Consider the following 16264-nt stretch of genomic DNA (forward strand, 5'->3'; position numbering starts at 1 on the left):
AATGAAAAGGAACGCTGCATTCAAATCTGCAGCGTTCCTTTTCATTTATTAGTGATGCTATTTGCTTATTTTTTACTAGCGGAAATATACCAGTCATTCACTTCCTTAGTAATTTCATCACCGCCAGATTTCTTCCAGTTGGCCACCATCGTATCGAACTCTTCGATAGGGGATTGACCGTAAATGATCTTGGAGTACGTTTGAAGTACCAATTTCTTTAATAGCTCATTTTTGGATTTCATGGTTTCAGTCAGAGGTCCTTGGAAGTAATTCTTCATACGAATATCCTTTTGCTCCAAGACGATCTTCATGGCTTCAATATTCTCCGGTTTACGAACCGCAGCTGTAGCGATCTCGTACGGTGTTTCAGGCGTACCACCGCTTGCCAGTTTGTTCATCGTCTCTGCGTACAATCCCGGCTCACGGGCACCGTCAAAGGTAAGAGAGTAGTAGATCGGTTCAACTAAATGTGTCCGGTCGCCATAGCCAGGGAATAGATCCGGATATTTCGCCGGGTCTTTAACTACAGTACCATCTGCTTGCTTGGCATAGTCATAACCTTCAGCAAAGCCATTTTCGAAAATGCCACCTTTTTGTGGATTCGCCCAGTTATCGAATAAGAAGTTATAATAACGCAGCAGTGCTTCTTGATGCTTCGAATCTTTATTGATCAGCATCCATCCGTTAACAGACGGGTTACCACTTTGTGTACCAATTTTGTCATCAGGACCGGCAGGAATTGCATAAGCTTTGTATTTTGCACCAGGTACGTTGTTCAGCAGATCACCAAACGGCCAGTCTGGAAGCCAGTTGCGGCCTACAATTGCACCCGCTTGACCTTTAGTGAATTGTTCGTAACCACCATTTTCATCGACAAGACCTGCATCTTTAGTGATATAGCCTTTTTCCATCCATGTCTTCAGTGTAGACAGTGCTTGCTTCGCACCTGGATCGATCGAGCCATAGCTCAGCGTACCATCTGTACCTTCGTTCCATTGTTCTGGCATGGTGCCGAAATCACCGAACAACCAGCTGATATCAGCGATCCAGTTCAAGTAAGTATTTTTAAAACCGGTTGCGAGACCAAGAGTGTCTTTCTTACCGTTGCCATCAGGATCTTTGTTTACAAAAGCATCCATGATGTTCTCGAAATCAGCAAGTGTCTTAGGAGCCTGCAGACCCAGCTTATCCATCCAATCTTGACGCAGCCAGAGAACCATGTCGTCATTATAAGCGTAATCCAGAACCGGAAGCGCCATAACTTTGCCATCGCGTGTTACTGGTAACAATGTATCCGGATTCAGCTCCATACCCTTCTTGTATACATCGCCAGCATACTTGTCGATCAAGCCACCAACATCTGTGAACTGTCCGGAGTCAATCAGCATATTGACCGTTTCCATATCGCCGCGGTAAGTGATCACGTCCGGCATTTTATCACCTGAAGACAACATAAGTCTAATCTTCGTCTGATAGGCTTGGTTGGTGTCGGTGACAACCCAATCATATTTCACATCAATGCCCAGATTATCTTTCATATAAGTGTTAAGAACGTTGTTCTCCATACTCTCGCCGGTTTTATAGTAATAGTTATTACCAATGGCCTTAACCGTTGTAAGTGTAATTGGCTCAACATATTTGTTGCTATTCCAATCGGTTTCGTCAACAGGCGCTGAAGCTGAGATCCAGCGATTATCTCCTTAAACCAGTTGAAGACGAAGAATTAATGAGCGCCGTTCGCAAAGCACTAGACGAGCTTGAACAAGAGTGGCAAGGAATCATTTCGATTCAAAAAATTAATTATACGCTTAGAGAACAGCTGTCTAAGCTACGGGAATATCTACTGCGGGATCTGATTACCGGCAAGCAGGACCCGGCCATAGGTCCACTTTCCAAAAAACTTCAAATGTATGAAGTTCCCATTGCCAGAGGCACTCCCTACAGCATGATGCTGCTGAGGATAGACACAACAGAAGGCGAGTACGATCAGAGTGATGAGACACTCATTGAATATGCACTGACTAACATTGCTGCTGAGCTGTTCGGCCCCCGTATGGCGTTATGGCATTGTACAGATATGCACGGATTTATCGTCTGCTTGCTGTCAGACAAGTCCCTTCCATATACGATTGAATCAACAAAGATAAGTGAAGAAGAGGAACTCGATGTCTGGATTGAAACACAGGCCTTTCAGCTCCAACGTGCGGCTAAATCCTACTTAAAGGTAGGCGTATCCGTTCTAACGAGTAAAAGAGGCCAATTTCCGCAAGATATCCGGACCATGTATCAGTCCTCACTGGCGAGTTTCAGGCATTTCATCGGAAGGGATACCGAATTGTTCATTTCACTAGCCAAGGAACCAAACCGCGGTGAAATGCAGCAGCTAAATGAGCTCTACCTAACACCGACTCTCGGATTGCTGCTGGAAATGGGCCAATGGGAAGCAGCCAACGATAAGCTGGCAGCAATCCTGAAAGAGCTGGAAGAAGAATGGAGAGACTCACAAGAGCATATCCTTGAAGCTTATTTTGCCATTGCCTCCTCCATTTCTTCACTTATTCATCGCACCAAAAAATGGCTGGCTGACACGATCGGTGAAGATTTCTACACCGTTACTAGCGGGCAGCCTATGCAAACAGTCGATGAGCTACGTAACTGGAGTGAACGGGTCATCGCCAGCTACCGACGCTCGGTTAGCAGTGTGGAGAAGGATTCCCGAAACTCCATTATCCGCAAGGTACAGGATTACATCGCGCAGAACCCTGGTACAGCTTCACTACAGACTATATCTTCAAGCGTATATCTGAATCCTTCATATCTCTCGAAGATTTACAAGCTTGAAACTGGTGAAGGAATCAGTGAATATACGCTTCGTGTTCGTATGGAGAAGGCAATCCTCTTGCTAGAGCAGTCGCCTGAAAAAATCTATGAAATTTCCACCTTGCTTGGCTATCAAAAACCTAGCTATTTCATTCATCTATTCAAGAAGCATTATGGCATAACACCGCAGGAATACCGCAACAAACTCGGTTTATAAGTCTAAACAAGAAAAACGCCTGAGTCGTCCTTGGAGGTAGAGTTACAAGCTGAGTACATCCGTAATTCCATACTCGTATCCATATACACTTTCGTAGTGAGGTTCCGCTTACGGACCGAATGGCTTTATTTCGATGAAATGAGCACATATATTAGGGACGGACCGTATTGCACTTATTCCCTAATAACAAGCCCCTTCCCGGGTGATCTGGGGCGAATAACAGCGCTGGCTCATTTACGTTACCGGCGGCACATTGTGTTCGATTTTTCGCATACAATTGGCACATTTACGTTACCGGCGGCACATTGTATTCGGTTTTTCGCACACAATTGGCTCGTTTACGTTACCGGCGGCATATTGTATTCGATTTTTCGCATACAATTGGCACATTTACGTTACCGGCGGCACATTGTGTTCGATTTTTCGCATACATTTGGCTCGTTTACGCTACCGGCGGCACATTGTATTCGATTTTTCGCATACAATTGGCTCGTTTACGCTATCGGCGGCACATTGTATTCGGTTTTCGCATACATTTGGCTCGTTTACGCTACCGGCGGCACATTGTATTCGATTTTTCGCATACAATTGGCTCGTTTACGCTACCGGCGGCACATTGTATTCGGTTTTCGCATACATTTGGCTCGTTTACGCTACCGGCGGCACATTGTATTCGCTTTTTCGCATACATTTGGCTCGTTAACGCTACCGGCGGCACATTGTATTCGCTTTTTCGCATACATTTGGCTCGTTTACGTTACCGGCGGCACATTGTATTCGCTTTTTCGCATACATTTGGCTCGTTTACGCTACCGGCAGCACATTGTATTCGATTTTTCACATACATTTGGCTTGCTTACGTTACCGGCGGCACATTGTATTCGGTTTTTCGCATACAATTGGCTCGTTTACGCTACCGGCGGCACATTGTGTTCGATTTTTCGCATACATTTGGCTCGTTTCTGTTACCGGCGGCACATTGTATTCGGTTTTCGCATACATTTGGCTCGTTTACTTTACCGGCGGCACATTTGTATTCGATTATTCGCATACATTTGTCCGTAGGCTCGACTAAAACATGCATTTCGGAGGATATAAGGTCCGCTCGGTTTTTAGAATCTGACGGAGGACTCCTCGTTTATTCCATGTCTCCTGCTTCTTCACGTTCACCCCTCCTTCCTCTTTCTTCGGAGTTATCCACATTTTTTTGTATTGTATAATTTCCTAAACAATAAAAAAAGATGCTTACAGCCATTTAGCTGTAAGCATCCCTTTTTATTTCCCCAGCAGCTCTTATCGGCGATCTTTAGGACCTCCGACGAAAGCCTGCTCTGTTGTATCGAGATTGTAGGCGGTATGCAGCGCCTGTATGATTGATGGCAAATTGCCTGATTCAATGACGCAAGATACTTTGATCTCAGAAGTGCTGACCATCTTGATGCTTACACCCTCTTGGGAGAGTACATCAAACATTTGAGCCGCTACCCCTGGATGGCTGACCATACCAGCACCAACGATGGATACCTTCACCAGGTTATCCTCGGAGGTAACTTCACGATAAGGCAAAGTTTTATGAATTTCTTTAATTACTTCCTTCGCCCGATCCAGCTCATCAAGAGAAACTGTAAATGAGAAGTCAGCCTGCTCATTCTGAACACCACTTTGTACGATGATATCTACGTTAACGCCCTCTTCAGCAAGCTTGCCGAAGACCTGAGCGAGTACACCTGGTACATCAGGAACTCCAAGAATACTGACACGTGCTACATTCTTATCAAATGCAATACCACTAACTACGATTCCCTGCTCCATGCTTGTTTCCTCCTTCACAACAGTACCTTCATTATGATTAAAGCTCGATCTAACGACCAGCTTAACTTGATGACGCTTAGCGTACTCCACTGCACGTGGATGTAATACAGCTGCTCCCAGATTGGCAAGCTCCAGCATTTCATCGTAAGAGATTTCCTTCAGCTTACGTGCCGTCTTCACAATACGTGGGTCTGTGGAGTAGATACCATCTACATCGGTATAGATCTCGCATACATCTGCTTGAATAGCAGCAGCCAATGCTACGGCTGTTGTGTCCGAACCACCGCGGCCTAATGTGGTGATCTCACCGTCCACAGTCATTCCCTGAAAGCCTGCAACGATCACGATCTGTTCACGCTCCAAAGACGCTAATACACGACGCGGGTCAATTTCATTGATACGAGCTCTGCCGTGAGTTTCGTCTGTTCGGAATCCAGCCTGCCATCCTGTATAAGAAACTGCATTCCGCCCGATCCCATGCAGGGCAATGGACAATAGAGCGACGGAGATTTGTTCACCTGTCGTCATCAACATATCCATTTCACGTGCGGGCGGCTGCCCGTTTAGTTGCTTCGCCGTATCGATCAAATCATCTGTTGTATCCCCCATTGCAGATACAACCACAACGCAGCGATGTCCCTCATCTTGCTTGTCTGCGATGTGCTTGGCGACGCGTTTCATTCGTTCAGTGTCGCCGACGGAGCTGCCTCCGAATTTCATAACATAAAGTGACAAAGTCCCATTCACTCCCCATATCGGTCTATGTAGTTGCTTCTAATCGGTTTCCCGCTTTAAATCAGTATAATACGAAAACAGTGCCTTGCGTTAATGGTTTCATAAAAAATTTATTAAATTTCCCCGCTGTGAAAAAAAAGATAAGGTCAGCATCTGCCCTTCAGCTGTGCTTATTTTACTCAACTTCCAGTATTTTAATGTAGGTTTCCATAGCATCTTTATCCGTTACTGTTCATAAAAAAACCTCCACCGTATAAACGGGGAGGCTCTTCTGGTAATATCTAGGTTATTGTTCTGTTTCCTACGCGCGGGAGATATATTTACCTTCACGAGTATCAACCAGCAAGATGTCTTCTTCGTTGATGAACAATGGAACCTGAACACTATGTCCGGTTTCAAGCTTGGCCGATTTCGTAGCACCTTGAGCCGTGTTTCCTTTAACGCCAGGCTCAGTTTCAACAACCTTCAACTCTACGCTGGTAGGAAGGTTGATCCCAAGAATCTCACCTTTGTAACTAACGATGTTTACAGTCATGTTCTCTTTAAGGAAATTCAATTCCCATTCCAATTGCTTTTCGGACAATTCGAATTGGTCATAAGTTTCGTTATCCATGAATACGTGGTCCGATCCACTGGCATAGAGATATTGTACACCACGGTTTTCGATAATAGCACGGCCAATCGTTTCACCTGCACGGAATGTACGCTCTACTGTATTACCGTTACGCAAGTTCTTAAGCTTGGAACGAACAAATGCTGCGCCTTTACCTGGCTTAACGTGTTGGAAATCAATAACGGTAAAAATATCTCCCTCTACCTCTACGGTCAAACCTGTTTTAAAATCATTTACTGAAATCACTAAAAATCCCTCCAAAATTTATAATCAATCTAATACATCACACTTACTTACAGTACTGTATATTCTTTAGACGAATGGGTCAGCAGTGATATTCCGCTCTCCGTGATCACAATGTCGTCTTCAATACGTACTCCGCCAATTCCCGGCAAATAAATACCAGGCTCCACAGTTACTACCATCCCCGGCTGCATAATATCGTCGCTAAGTTTGGACAAACGCGGCCACTCATGAACTTCCATTCCAAGTCCATGGCCTGTGCTGTGTCCAAATTGTTCACCATATCCGTAGCTAGCAATGATATCACGTGCCAAGGCATCACATTCCCGTCCAGTCATACCCGGCTTGATATGTGCTAAAGTATGTAGCTGAGCTTCCAGCACAATATCATAGATCTCTTTCAGCTTCGGATCCGGTGCTCCGAGTGCGATAGTTCTTGTCACATCTGAGCAATAGCCATCAAGTAATGCACCGAAATCAAGGGTAATGAATTCATTGCCTTGAATTACACGGCTGCTTGCTACGCCGTGTGGCATAGACGAGCGTTCACCTGAAGCAACAATCGTATCAAACGATGAAGAAGTTGCACCATGGGTCCGCATATAAAATTCCATTTCCAAATCAACATCGCGCTCAGTCATGCCCGGCTTGATCACGTTCAGAATATGACTGAATGTAGCATCGGCCAGATCTGCTGCACGTTGCATAACGGCAAGCTCTTCCTCATCCTTGAACATACGAAGGTCTTCCACAGCTTTGGAAATTGGAACTAACACTGCCGGCTTAAGTGCTTCTGCATATGAGGTGTACGCGCTGAATGAAACATCATCCTGTTCGAAACCGATACGTACCTCTTTACCAGAAGGCAGAAGCTCGCGAACTGTATCAATGAACTTAGTTGTATGTTCTACAACTTTAACCCCCATTGCTTGGTCCACGGCCTGTGTCATATACCTGAAGTCAGTCAGCAGATAACAATCATCACTTGTCACCAGTACATAACCGGACGATCCGGTAAATCCACTTAAATAGCGGCGGTTATAACCGCTAGTTATCAACATTGCATCCAATCCTTGATCCTGCAAAACCTTACGCAGCTTGGAGACACGCTTGTTACCCATTTTCATTCTCCTCTCGAAATAGCCACATTGTATTTTAACATAGGGATATCCCCTTGAGAAGTTTTTTCGCGCCGTTAGGCAAGCGCTGTACTTTGCTCACGCTTCCGTTCGTCCGTATACTCGATCGCTGCTGTATATCCAATGAACATTCCCCATAGCAGAAAAATGCAGAACTCACTAATGACAGTGTTCCACGGCAGCTTGAATGGGGGCTGCATAAGAAACATCTGCGAACCAGGAATAAATATAATCGCCCACCATAAAACGCCGTAGACCAGGCCTGGCCAAGGTCCCTTCAGCTTGCGGAGAAGCAGTACATACAGCATGGAGGCGATGACCGAAAATACAATAAACATCATATATCCCACGAAATGTCCAAATGCTGTTGTCAAAAACGCATGCCTGAAAAAAGGCTCTGCGATAAAGCCAGGGCTTACTTTGGTAAAACTGAACCAATAGACTAGCCAATGAAGCCCACCCCAAATTAATCCTGCAAAAAAACCTAATTCGAGTGCAAAAAGCCAAATATTTGTATGCCCCGATTGTTGTTGATGTGATTTGCTCATGAAATTGCCTCGCTTTCTTTATTTTCAATGCCAATTTATCTCTCGTTCTCTCTAGAAGATAGTATGTACAGCAAAAGGCGATCCAACTAGTAATGTCTTCAAAAATTAGTTACAATGTATTATATAAATCATATTAAATACGAGAAGGTGAATTGGTTGTCCCAGGAAACTCCCAGTTACGGCGGCCAAGCCGTCATTGAAGGCGTCATGTTCGGCGGTAAGCATATCAATGTAACAGCCGTGCGACGCAAGAATCAGGAAATCACATTTTTAGAAGTACCCAAAAGCGATAAGAGCTGGGTCACGAAACTGCGCAAGATTCCGCTGCTTCGCGGCCTTGTCAGTATAATAGATGCCAGCGCTAAAGGCTCTAAGCACTTGAACTATTCAGCCGAATCCTACGCTGAAGATGAATTGGAACCGGAAGATATCGAGAAGGAAAAAGCGAAGCCGAAGAAAAAGGATGAGGGCTGGAGCCTTGGAATGATTTTTGGGGTTGCTGTAATGGGTATTCTCTCCTTCTTGTTCGGAAAGCTCATTTTTACGCTTGTTCCGGTATTTGTAGAGGATTTTTTATTTAAAAATGTATTTGATAACTACGTACTGCACAACCTCATAGAAGGCGGCATCAAAATGATTCTCTTGCTGGTCTATTTATGGGCGATTTCTCAAACACCTGTGATCAAGCGACTGTTCCAGTATCACGGCGCCGAACATAAAGTCATCAGCGCTTTTGAAGCAGGCGAAGAACTGACTGTTCAGAACGTTCAGAAATACAGCCGTCTGCATTACCGCTGTGGAAGTAGCTTTATGATGCTGACGATTATCCTCGGTGTGATCATTTACTCCGTAGTCCCATGGGATAATCTTTGGGAACGAGTGATCCAGCGGATTATCTTGTTGCCAGTCGTAATTGGTGTATCGTTCGAAGTTCTAAAGGGAACCAATGCGGTAAGAGAAGTACCAGGCCTTAAATATCTGGGTTACCCTGGATTGTGGCTGCAACTCCTTACAACCAAAGAGCCAAAAGACGATCAGGTAGAAGTATCTATTGCCTCTTTTAACCGTATGCGTGAGCTTGATGCTGCGATTGAAGCAAGAGGATATTCGGAGGCAAGTGTGTCAGGCGGCATATTGGATCCTGCGAAAGGATGAGTGATCTATGATCAGGCATGCTTTAATTTTTTGGATTACGGTTACGCTTGCGATTTTCGGTTTTGTGATTGGAGTCTTGACCGAGCCCTTCTTTACGCTGTCGAAGCTGATTCTCCCCCTAGTACTGTTAGCAATCATTTATTATGCTTACAAAAAAATGGGACCAGGCAAATACGCTCGTAGCAGCAGTGGATCTAAGGTTAAAGTGAAGCCTTCCCAGAAGACCATGTCAAAGGTAGCAGGAATTCGCAAGACTCAAGCTGCACCAGGAAAACGCAAAAGCTATCCTTTCCAAGTGATCGAAGGAAGTAAAGGGAAAAATGATGATCAGCTTCCGAAGTATCACTAACTTCAAAAGAACTCCAAAAAGCATCTCCACGTTTTAAGTAACGTGCGGGATGCTTTTTTCTCTTATGGATACCTCGCTCGTTATCTTGGTCGCCACTCCTTAAAGAAATCTTCTCCTGCTTTGAGTCCAGCAGCATACATTTCATCGCTTTGCGCTTTTGTAATTTCAAATTGAGTCGTTCCAATCCCAAGCGTAGGAATTTTTACCGTACGAACAAATTTATCCCCTTCAATAAACTTCTCATCATGAGCAGAGAGCATGGTGGTTACCAGAGCTTGGAGCATACTGAATGGCCCTCTAATTTTATGCGGCTGTGGATCGGTCTTACCTACCGATTGATAACCTACCGTAGGAATTCTGCTCCCAGGTTGTTTGCTCCCATTATTCTTGCCGTCAAATAGCCACAAAGGGAAATTACTCAAGAGCCCACCATCTACAACATACACAAACTGCTCGGCAAAGGATTTCCCTCTTGCTGCCTGCCCGTTTAGTCTTAACATCACAGGATCAAAAAAATAAGGAATGCTGCAGCTCATTCGCACTGCCTTGGCCACTTCAAAATGCTCCGCAGAAATCCCATACTGCTCCAAGCCATCTGGCAAGACCAATATCCTTCCATTTGTGATATCGGATGCGATGATAGATAATTTACCGGGAGGCAGATCACGGAAGGTGATGATCCCCTTTTTTAGTAATAATGCTCTTATCCAGGACTCCAAGGCTTCCCCAGAATATAATCCTTTCTTCAATAACACTCGCAGCGCAGGACCAACGATAGCCGTATTATAAATGGGACCTCGCTTCAAAAACGATGAAAAGGATGTCCCTTGGATTATCCGACACATTTCCTCCCCTTCATAGCCCGCTGCTAGTAAAGTGGCTACAATCGAACCTGAGGAGGTTCCTGCTACCCTTTTAAAAGTCCAGCCTGCCCTTTCTGTAGCTTCAACTGCTCCCGCAAGAGAAATCCCCTTTACGCCTCCTCCTTCAAATACTGCGTTAATCTCCATACACAAAAATCCCCCGTTTCCCATAGATTCTATTGCTTATCTATGAGCACGGGGGAACATTCATGACTCCTTATGAATAACAACTAAGCTATTAGGATTTAAAATAAAAGGTCAGTAAGCTCGACAATCCGAACGGATTGCGGACTACGACGTCATTCGCTCTAAACATAATACTACCTGCAACCTCTTCGTACTTCTCATTATATTTGAGCTGATTAATAATTTGATCTCCACTTTGCCATTCAGCCTTTTGATCACTGGCTCCGACCTTATAACCAGCTAACCCGATGTAGAGTTTAACATTCGTATTCTCGACTTCTTTTACCCACCAATCAACTAACTTATCATAACGAGCTGTGCTAAAGGACAAACTCCAATAAATTTGCGGAGCGACATAATCAATCCAGCCCTGCTTAATCCATGTCCGAACATCCGCATACATGCTGTCATAAGCAGATACCCCTGCAGTCGTGTCCGAACCTGTACTATCATTTTTAATATTTCGCCATACTCCAAAAGGACTGATCCCATAAGAAGCCTTTGGCTTCACCTTATGAATCTGTTCTCCCAACTGACGGACAAATTCATTAATATTATCTCGGCGCCAATCAGCTTTAGAAAGCTTTTTCGTATTATAGGTAGAATAAGCAGCATCATCGGCAAAAGTAACATTTGAAGGATAAAAGTAATCATCCAAATGGACACCATCGATATCGTAACCTTTAACCACTTCCATCACCGTGTCGATGATATGTTGGCGAGCCTCCGGAATACCTGGATTAATGTATTTCTTACCATCGGCATTCACAATCCATTCTGGATGTGCTTTTGCCACATGGTTACTTGCTAACGCTGAGGTGGAAGCATCCGTCGTTGCACGGAATGGGTTGAACCAAGCATGAAACTGCATGCCGCGGGAATGCGCAGCACTGACCATATAGCTTAGAGGATCATATCCCGGATTCTTCCCTTGTGTACCCGTCAATACCTTAGACCAAGGAACTAAAGTCGATGGATACAGACTATCTGCTGAAGGTCTAACCTGAACAAATACAGCATTAAAGCCAACAGCCTTTAGCTTGTCTAACAAATTATCAAACTCCTGTTTTTGTTTCGCTTCATTTCCTGCCGAAGACGTTGAAGGCCAGTCCAGGTTGAATACGGTAGAGATCCAAGCCCCCTTCATCTCCTTACTAGTCGATCCACCAGGGATAGTCGGTATCGTCGGCACTGTTGGTGTCGTTGGTGTCGTTGGTGTTTCTGGATCGACAGATTGTGGTGGTTCAGTGTTGGAGATCAAGGAAATATGCTTATTAACCTGATCCCATAACACCTGCAGTCCCAATTGCTCACTTACAAAACGAATGGGTACCATTACCCGCCCCTGCTTAATCTGCACGGATGTATCCAGCGCTACCGAAGTATCGTTTACCCATGCGTTTTTCAGGCCACTGGTCAGCTTGAGAACCGTATCTCCTTGAGTGATCGTTACAGTCTTACTATTTTGATTCCATACTACGCCGGCATTTAATCCTTTACTGATCACACTTATTGGCACCATCGTTACATTGGAAGTTGTGATATACGGAGGCACATCACTAATCAGCGCCTCTCCATCCAGTTCAATCGTAATTTGCACCGCTGCCGCGCGTGCACCAGGAGACCATAAAGGCAGAAACAACATAAGTACTAACAAGCTCAACATCCATTTACGATAATTCATAATTCCTCCCCAAATCTAAAAAATATGTATCCAAAAATAAGAAAAAACGGATAAATCCTTCAAGCAGATGAGAGAATGCCTCCTTCTAAAAAGGGGGTATCTGTCTCTGCAAAAAATATAAGAAGTACCGAATAAAACTCATACTCTCTTATATTTTTAAAAGGACTGTATCCGTTTTGACGCTAAAAACTGGGAAAGGTTGCACTAAACAAAATAGAAACGGCTATACTATCCACTGATTATGCTCACGAAAGCCTTGCTGCGCATAACTTTTAGGACAGTATCCGTTTCGGGAAAAACATTTCAAGAATCGCTTGTCAGTTCGTTGTGAATCGCATATAAAGTCTGTACACGTTCTTCGTCGCGGCGGAAATATTCTACCAATGTTTCAATACGCGTAATCGAATCCCAACTTAAGTGATGCTCGATTCCTTCAACATCATTATAAATGTATTCCTGCTGTACTCCGATCAATCCGAGGAATTCCTCCAATAGTTGATGACGATCAACCAGACGTTTTCCTACTTTTTTCCCTTTGTTGGTTAGGACAAGCCCACGATATTTCTCATAGATGAGATATTCGTCCTTATCCAGTTTTTGGATCATCTTGGTCACAGAGGAGGGGTGTACTTCCAGTCCCTCGGCAATATCCGAGACCCGCGCATAACCTTTCTCATCTATGAGCTTGTATATGCGCTCCAAATAATCCTCCATGCTGGGTGTTGGCATTAAACTTTACCTCTTTTCTATAATGAGCATGGCGCCGGGCCAAACCTTGCTCTAACAATGATACATGTTTCTAACGCACCTTGGCAAGTCCTTCAAAGGAACTTACAGATGAGTTGCACATGTTTACCATGCTTCTATTGGGGCTGAGTTAGACATAATAAACATACTCGTCATTCAAAAGGAGCGTGAATTTATGACTATAGTGACGCCAGAGCCCTCTACTGTAAAAAGACCCAGAAAACCTACTGCACTTTTTCTTCCAGAACTTGTTTTCTTCGAACCGAATGCTTTAAATTACCCTAAAGGTGAAAAAATAATGGAATGGGTAAAAGCTAACGATATCCCCTATCGTATGACCACATCACATAATCGGATTATGAATTTTCCTGGTGAAACGGAGGTCGAGCAATATAAAATTGCCAAAAGAACGCTTGTTGTCGGCCTACGCAAAACTTTGAAATTTGACCAATCAAAGCCATCGGCTGATTATGCTATTCCCATTGCCACCGGCTGTATGGGGCACTGCCATTATTGCTATTTGCAGACTACCTTAGGGGCAAAGCCCTACATTCGCGTATATGTAAACACAGGTGACATTATAGATGCTGCCAAAAAATATATTGAGGAGCGCAATCCAGAAATCACCACTTTTGAAGCTGCCTGCACATCAGATCCTTTAGGACTTGAGCATATTACCGGCTCTCTGGCAGAACTAATTACATTTATGGCAAAAGAACCCCTTGGCCGCCTGCGCTTTGTGACCAAATACCAACATGTTGAACCACTGCTTGCTTTGGAGCATAACGGACATACCCGAGTTCGCTTCAGCGTCAACGCAGATTATGTAATCAAAAATTTCGAGCCTGCCACCTCCCGCTTTGAGGAGCGTATTGAAGCCGCTGGAAAGGTAGCACGGGCGGGTTATCCACTTGGCTTTATCATTGCTCCAATTATTTGGTATGACGGCTGGCAAGAAGGTTATGCTGAGCTACTGGCCAAGTTAGCCCAGACCCTTCCCCCTGAAATCGGAAAAGGACTAACCTTCGAAATGATTCAGCATCGATTCACCAAAACCGCAAAGACGGTTATAGAGAAGCGCTACCCCAAATCCAAGCTAGAAATGGACATGGAGAAGCGTAAGAAGAAATGGGGACGCTGGGGACAAAATAAATATGTTTATCCAGATGAACAGCAAACCGCCCTGCGAGAGTTTATCACAGAGCGGATATTCGAACATTTTCCAGAAGCAGGAATTGATTATTTCACTTAAAAAATGAGCCAATCTGGTGTGATTCCCTGTAGCCAAACTGTGATCCGAAACATTTGATCTGTAAAGAGCAGAACGCCCATAAATACCATGAGAACGCCACCAATCTTCATCAGCACATTTGAATATTTAAGGATACGTCTGGCTCCCCCAAGAAAGAAGGCTAAGACAAAGAATGGCAATGCGAACCCTATGCTATAAGCCGTAATTAACGTAAACCACGTGCCAGGCTCACTTGCAGAAAGTGCGATAATCGCAGTCAGAATCGGTCCAATACATGGAGACCAGCCCGCTGAAAAACCGATCCCAAAAATAAAGGATCCCACATAACCCGCCGGCTTCCATTTTAAATCAAGCTTACGTTCGCGAAGTAGAAATTGCGGCTGAAAGATCCCAAGCAAAAATAATCCCATCACAATAATCAAAATCGCCGATAATTGCCGGATCAGATCACGCTGTCCATTAAAAAATTGTCCAAATAGTCCTGCACCAAATCCCAAGGTGTAAAAAACCGCTGAAAAACCTAAAATAAATGCCAATGTATGGGTTATTGTGCGTATACGGACCTCTTTGGTATTGCTGCCTGACTTCAATTGCTGAACGGATAATCCGGTAATATACGATAAATAAGAGGGATAAAGCGGTAAGCAGCAGGGTGATATAAATGATGCTACCCCTGCTGCTAAGGCTATTCCTGCATTGATATTAGACAAGGTAGCGGCTCTCCTTCCAGCATTCGAGTCACTTCAGGGCATACCCTATATTTTATTCGCTGTTTATGCTGGCAAACCCTTTTTACCAATCAAAGTCAACACTAATAGTGATATGAGTAAAAGCACAATGGTTGCACCAGGCGCCAGATTCCAAACTCCTGCAACCACTAGTCCGCCTACAACAGCAATTTCCGAAATGATGACGGATAGAATGACTGAGGATTTAAAGCTTCGAGATAACAATAAGCTGATGGCCACAGGAATGGTCAGTAGAGCTGATACCAGCAAAGATCCAACAATTTTAATCGCAGTACTGATTACAAGCGCCGTCAGAATGGTAATCAACATGTTAAGCAGCTTCACTGGGAGTCCGCTGACACTCGCAGCATCCTCTTCAAAGCTAAGTAAGAAGAACTCCTTAAAGAACAGAGATACTACTACTACAACTGCTATCGTTACGATCCCTACTACGATTAAATCGGTATTGTCTAGCGTATAAATGCTACCGAACAAGTAACTCATAACATCTGCATTATAACCTTTTCCTAAAGTGAAAAAGAGTGAGGCTAAAGCCACTCCGCCCGACATAATTATGGCTATCGAGAGCTCTGCATAACTCTTATAAGCCTTGCGCAGCTTCTCTATCGCGAAGGAAGCCACCACTGCAAAAATAAGACCTGCTCCCAGCGGGTAAAATCCTGTCAAAAAACCAAGTGCCACACCGGCTATCGTAACATGAGCCAGCGTATCCCCAATCATAGATAAACGTCTGAGCACAAGAAAAATGCCTATAAGCGGCGCTGTAATGCCAATCAGAAGACCGCCCGCAAGCGCTCGCTGAAAAAAATCGCTAAATAGAATTTCCAACTTTAACTCTCCTCCGTAGAACAATTGAAACATTTTTAAAATCTTTTATTAAAATCTTTTTTCGATCCCTCCCAAACCCTCCCTTCCAAGGGAGGGCCCCATGGGCTCTGCCCTCTGGACACCCGTCAAGTGCAACTGGCGTATGAGGTGGGATTACTGAACATAGTCAGGACGAAGAAGGATCGCTTTCACCCCTAACGGGGCACGCTTACAGCGTCGCGGTATTTAGTATACGGAAAGGATTAAAGATGAGGGAAACCCTGCTCCCACGCTCTATGTACGCCCCCAATAATCGAGAGTTCCCTTTTTCTACCAGAGCTTAAC

The 16264-nt window shown here is 44.3% G+C and carries 14 protein-coding genes; 4 read left to right on the forward strand and 10 right to left on the reverse strand.

The annotated features are described in order from the left end of the window. Positions 1-65 precede the first annotated feature (65 nt). Entirely contained in the window at positions 66-1538 is a 1473-nt protein-coding gene (locus NST34_RS23205) for an extracellular solute-binding protein (RefSeq protein WP_341128834.1), read from the reverse strand. 86 nt (positions 1539-1624) lie between these two features. On the opposite strand from NST34_RS23205, the gene NST34_RS23210 reads away from it, so the two are divergent. Continuing rightward, entirely contained in the window at positions 1625-3037 is a 1413-nt protein-coding gene (locus tag NST34_RS23210) for a response regulator transcription factor (RefSeq protein WP_341128835.1), read from the forward strand. A 1293-nt stretch (positions 3038-4330) separates the two neighbouring features. On the opposite strand, the gene NST34_RS23215 is transcribed toward NST34_RS23210, so the two are convergent. The 4 genes from NST34_RS23215 to NST34_RS23230 form a co-directional block, all read right to left on the reverse strand. Next, the gene (locus NST34_RS23215; RefSeq protein WP_341129582.1) at positions 4331-5584 is read right to left on the reverse strand and encodes an aspartate kinase; all 1254 of its coding nucleotides are present in this window, start codon (positions 5582-5584) and stop codon (positions 4331-4333) included. Positions 5585-5885: 301 nt separating this feature from the next. Beyond that, positions 5886-6443, reverse strand: a complete 558-nt coding sequence (gene efp / locus NST34_RS23220) for an elongation factor P (RefSeq protein ID WP_042190473.1) — start codon at positions 6441-6443, stop codon at positions 5886-5888. A 47-nt stretch (positions 6444-6490) separates the two neighbouring features. Then, positions 6491-7561, reverse strand: coding sequence for a M24 family metallopeptidase (locus NST34_RS23225; protein WP_341128836.1), 1071 nt, complete (start codon positions 7559-7561; stop codon positions 6491-6493). Positions 7562-7635: 74 nt separating this feature from the next. Further along, positions 7636-8127 (reverse strand): YqhR family membrane protein, encoded by a 492-nt coding sequence (locus NST34_RS23230; protein WP_076284474.1) that lies wholly within the window; start codon positions 8125-8127, stop codon positions 7636-7638. A gap of 114 nt (positions 8128-8241) precedes the next feature. Here NST34_RS23230 and NST34_RS23235 point away from each other — a divergent pair, with 114 nt between their 5' ends. Both NST34_RS23235 and NST34_RS23240 read left to right on the forward strand, forming a co-directional pair. Continuing rightward, complete coding sequence (locus tag NST34_RS23235) at positions 8242-9282, forward strand: DUF1385 domain-containing protein (RefSeq protein WP_143759581.1); 1041 nt, start codon at positions 8242-8244, stop codon at positions 9280-9282. 7 nt (positions 9283-9289) lie between these two features. Next, positions 9290-9631 (forward strand): hypothetical protein, encoded by a 342-nt coding sequence (locus NST34_RS23240; RefSeq protein ID WP_042190481.1) that lies wholly within the window; start codon positions 9290-9292, stop codon positions 9629-9631. An 80-nt stretch (positions 9632-9711) separates the two neighbouring features. Here NST34_RS23240 and NST34_RS23245 read toward each other — a convergent pair whose 3' ends face one another. The 3 genes from NST34_RS23245 to mntR all read right to left on the reverse strand — a co-directional run bounded on the left by NST34_RS23245 (position 9712) and on the right by mntR (position 13093). Next, the gene (locus NST34_RS23245; protein WP_076300853.1) at positions 9712-10641 is read right to left on the reverse strand and encodes a patatin-like phospholipase family protein; all 930 of its coding nucleotides are present in this window, start codon (positions 10639-10641) and stop codon (positions 9712-9714) included. A 91-nt stretch (positions 10642-10732) separates the two neighbouring features. Beyond that, positions 10733-12364, reverse strand: coding sequence for a family 10 glycosylhydrolase (locus tag NST34_RS23250; RefSeq protein ID WP_076300852.1), 1632 nt, complete (start codon positions 12362-12364; stop codon positions 10733-10735). A gap of 303 nt (positions 12365-12667) precedes the next feature. Continuing rightward, positions 12668-13093, reverse strand: coding sequence for a transcriptional regulator MntR (mntR, locus tag NST34_RS23255; protein WP_042190488.1), 426 nt, complete (start codon positions 13091-13093; stop codon positions 12668-12670). A 193-nt stretch (positions 13094-13286) separates the two neighbouring features. Here mntR and splB point away from each other — a divergent pair, with 193 nt between their 5' ends. Next, the gene (gene splB / locus NST34_RS23260) at positions 13287-14363 is read left to right on the forward strand and encodes a spore photoproduct lyase (protein WP_341128837.1); all 1077 of its coding nucleotides are present in this window, start codon (positions 13287-13289) and stop codon (positions 14361-14363) included. Here the strand turns inward: splB and NST34_RS23265 are convergent. Together NST34_RS23265 and NST34_RS23270 are read right to left on the reverse strand one after the other, a co-directional pair. After that, on the reverse strand, positions 14360-15073 hold the full coding sequence (locus NST34_RS23265; protein ID WP_042129852.1) for a cytochrome c biogenesis CcdA family protein: 714 nt from the start codon (positions 15071-15073) through the stop codon (positions 14360-14362). The genes splB and NST34_RS23265 overlap by 4 nt on opposite strands. Positions 15074-15136: 63 nt before the next feature. Further along, a complete protein-coding gene (locus NST34_RS23270; protein WP_341128838.1) occupies positions 15137-15940 on the reverse strand; it encodes a metal ABC transporter permease in 804 nt (267 codons plus the stop codon). Positions 15941-16264 lie beyond the last annotated feature (324 nt).

This window comes from Paenibacillus sp. FSL H7-0714, assembly GCF_038003765.1.
Lineage (GTDB): Bacteria > Bacillota > Bacilli > Paenibacillales > Paenibacillaceae > Paenibacillus_AQ.

What these genes read in the sequence shown, in the direction of transcription:
- NST34_RS23205 (WP_341128834.1), bottom strand. Translation starts at nt 1,538, where the DNA reads ATGAAAGATAATCTGGGCATTGATGTGAAATATGATTGGGTTGTCACC.
- NST34_RS23225 (WP_341128836.1), bottom strand. Translation starts at nt 7,561, where the DNA reads ATGGGTAACAAGCGTGTCTCCAAGCTGCGTAAGGTTTTGCAGGATCAA.
- NST34_RS23230 (WP_076284474.1), bottom strand. Translation starts at nt 8,127, where the DNA reads ATGAGCAAATCACATCAACAACAATCGGGGCATACAAATATTTGGCTT.
- NST34_RS23235 (WP_143759581.1), top strand. Translation starts at nt 8,242, where the DNA reads ATGTATTATATAAATCATATTAAATACGAGAAGGTGAATTGGTTGTCC.
- NST34_RS23240 (WP_042190481.1), top strand. Translation starts at nt 9,290, where the DNA reads ATGATCAGGCATGCTTTAATTTTTTGGATTACGGTTACGCTTGCGATT.
- NST34_RS23245 (WP_076300853.1), bottom strand. Translation starts at nt 10,641, where the DNA reads ATGGAGATTAACGCAGTATTTGAAGGAGGAGGCGTAAAGGGGATTTCT.
- NST34_RS23250 (WP_076300852.1), bottom strand. Translation starts at nt 12,364, where the DNA reads ATGAATTATCGTAAATGGATGTTGAGCTTGTTAGTACTTATGTTGTTT.
- mntR (WP_042190488.1), bottom strand. Translation starts at nt 13,093, where the DNA reads ATGCCAACACCCAGCATGGAGGATTATTTGGAGCGCATATACAAGCTC.
- splB (WP_341128837.1), top strand. Translation starts at nt 13,287, where the DNA reads ATGACTATAGTGACGCCAGAGCCCTCTACTGTAAAAAGACCCAGAAAA.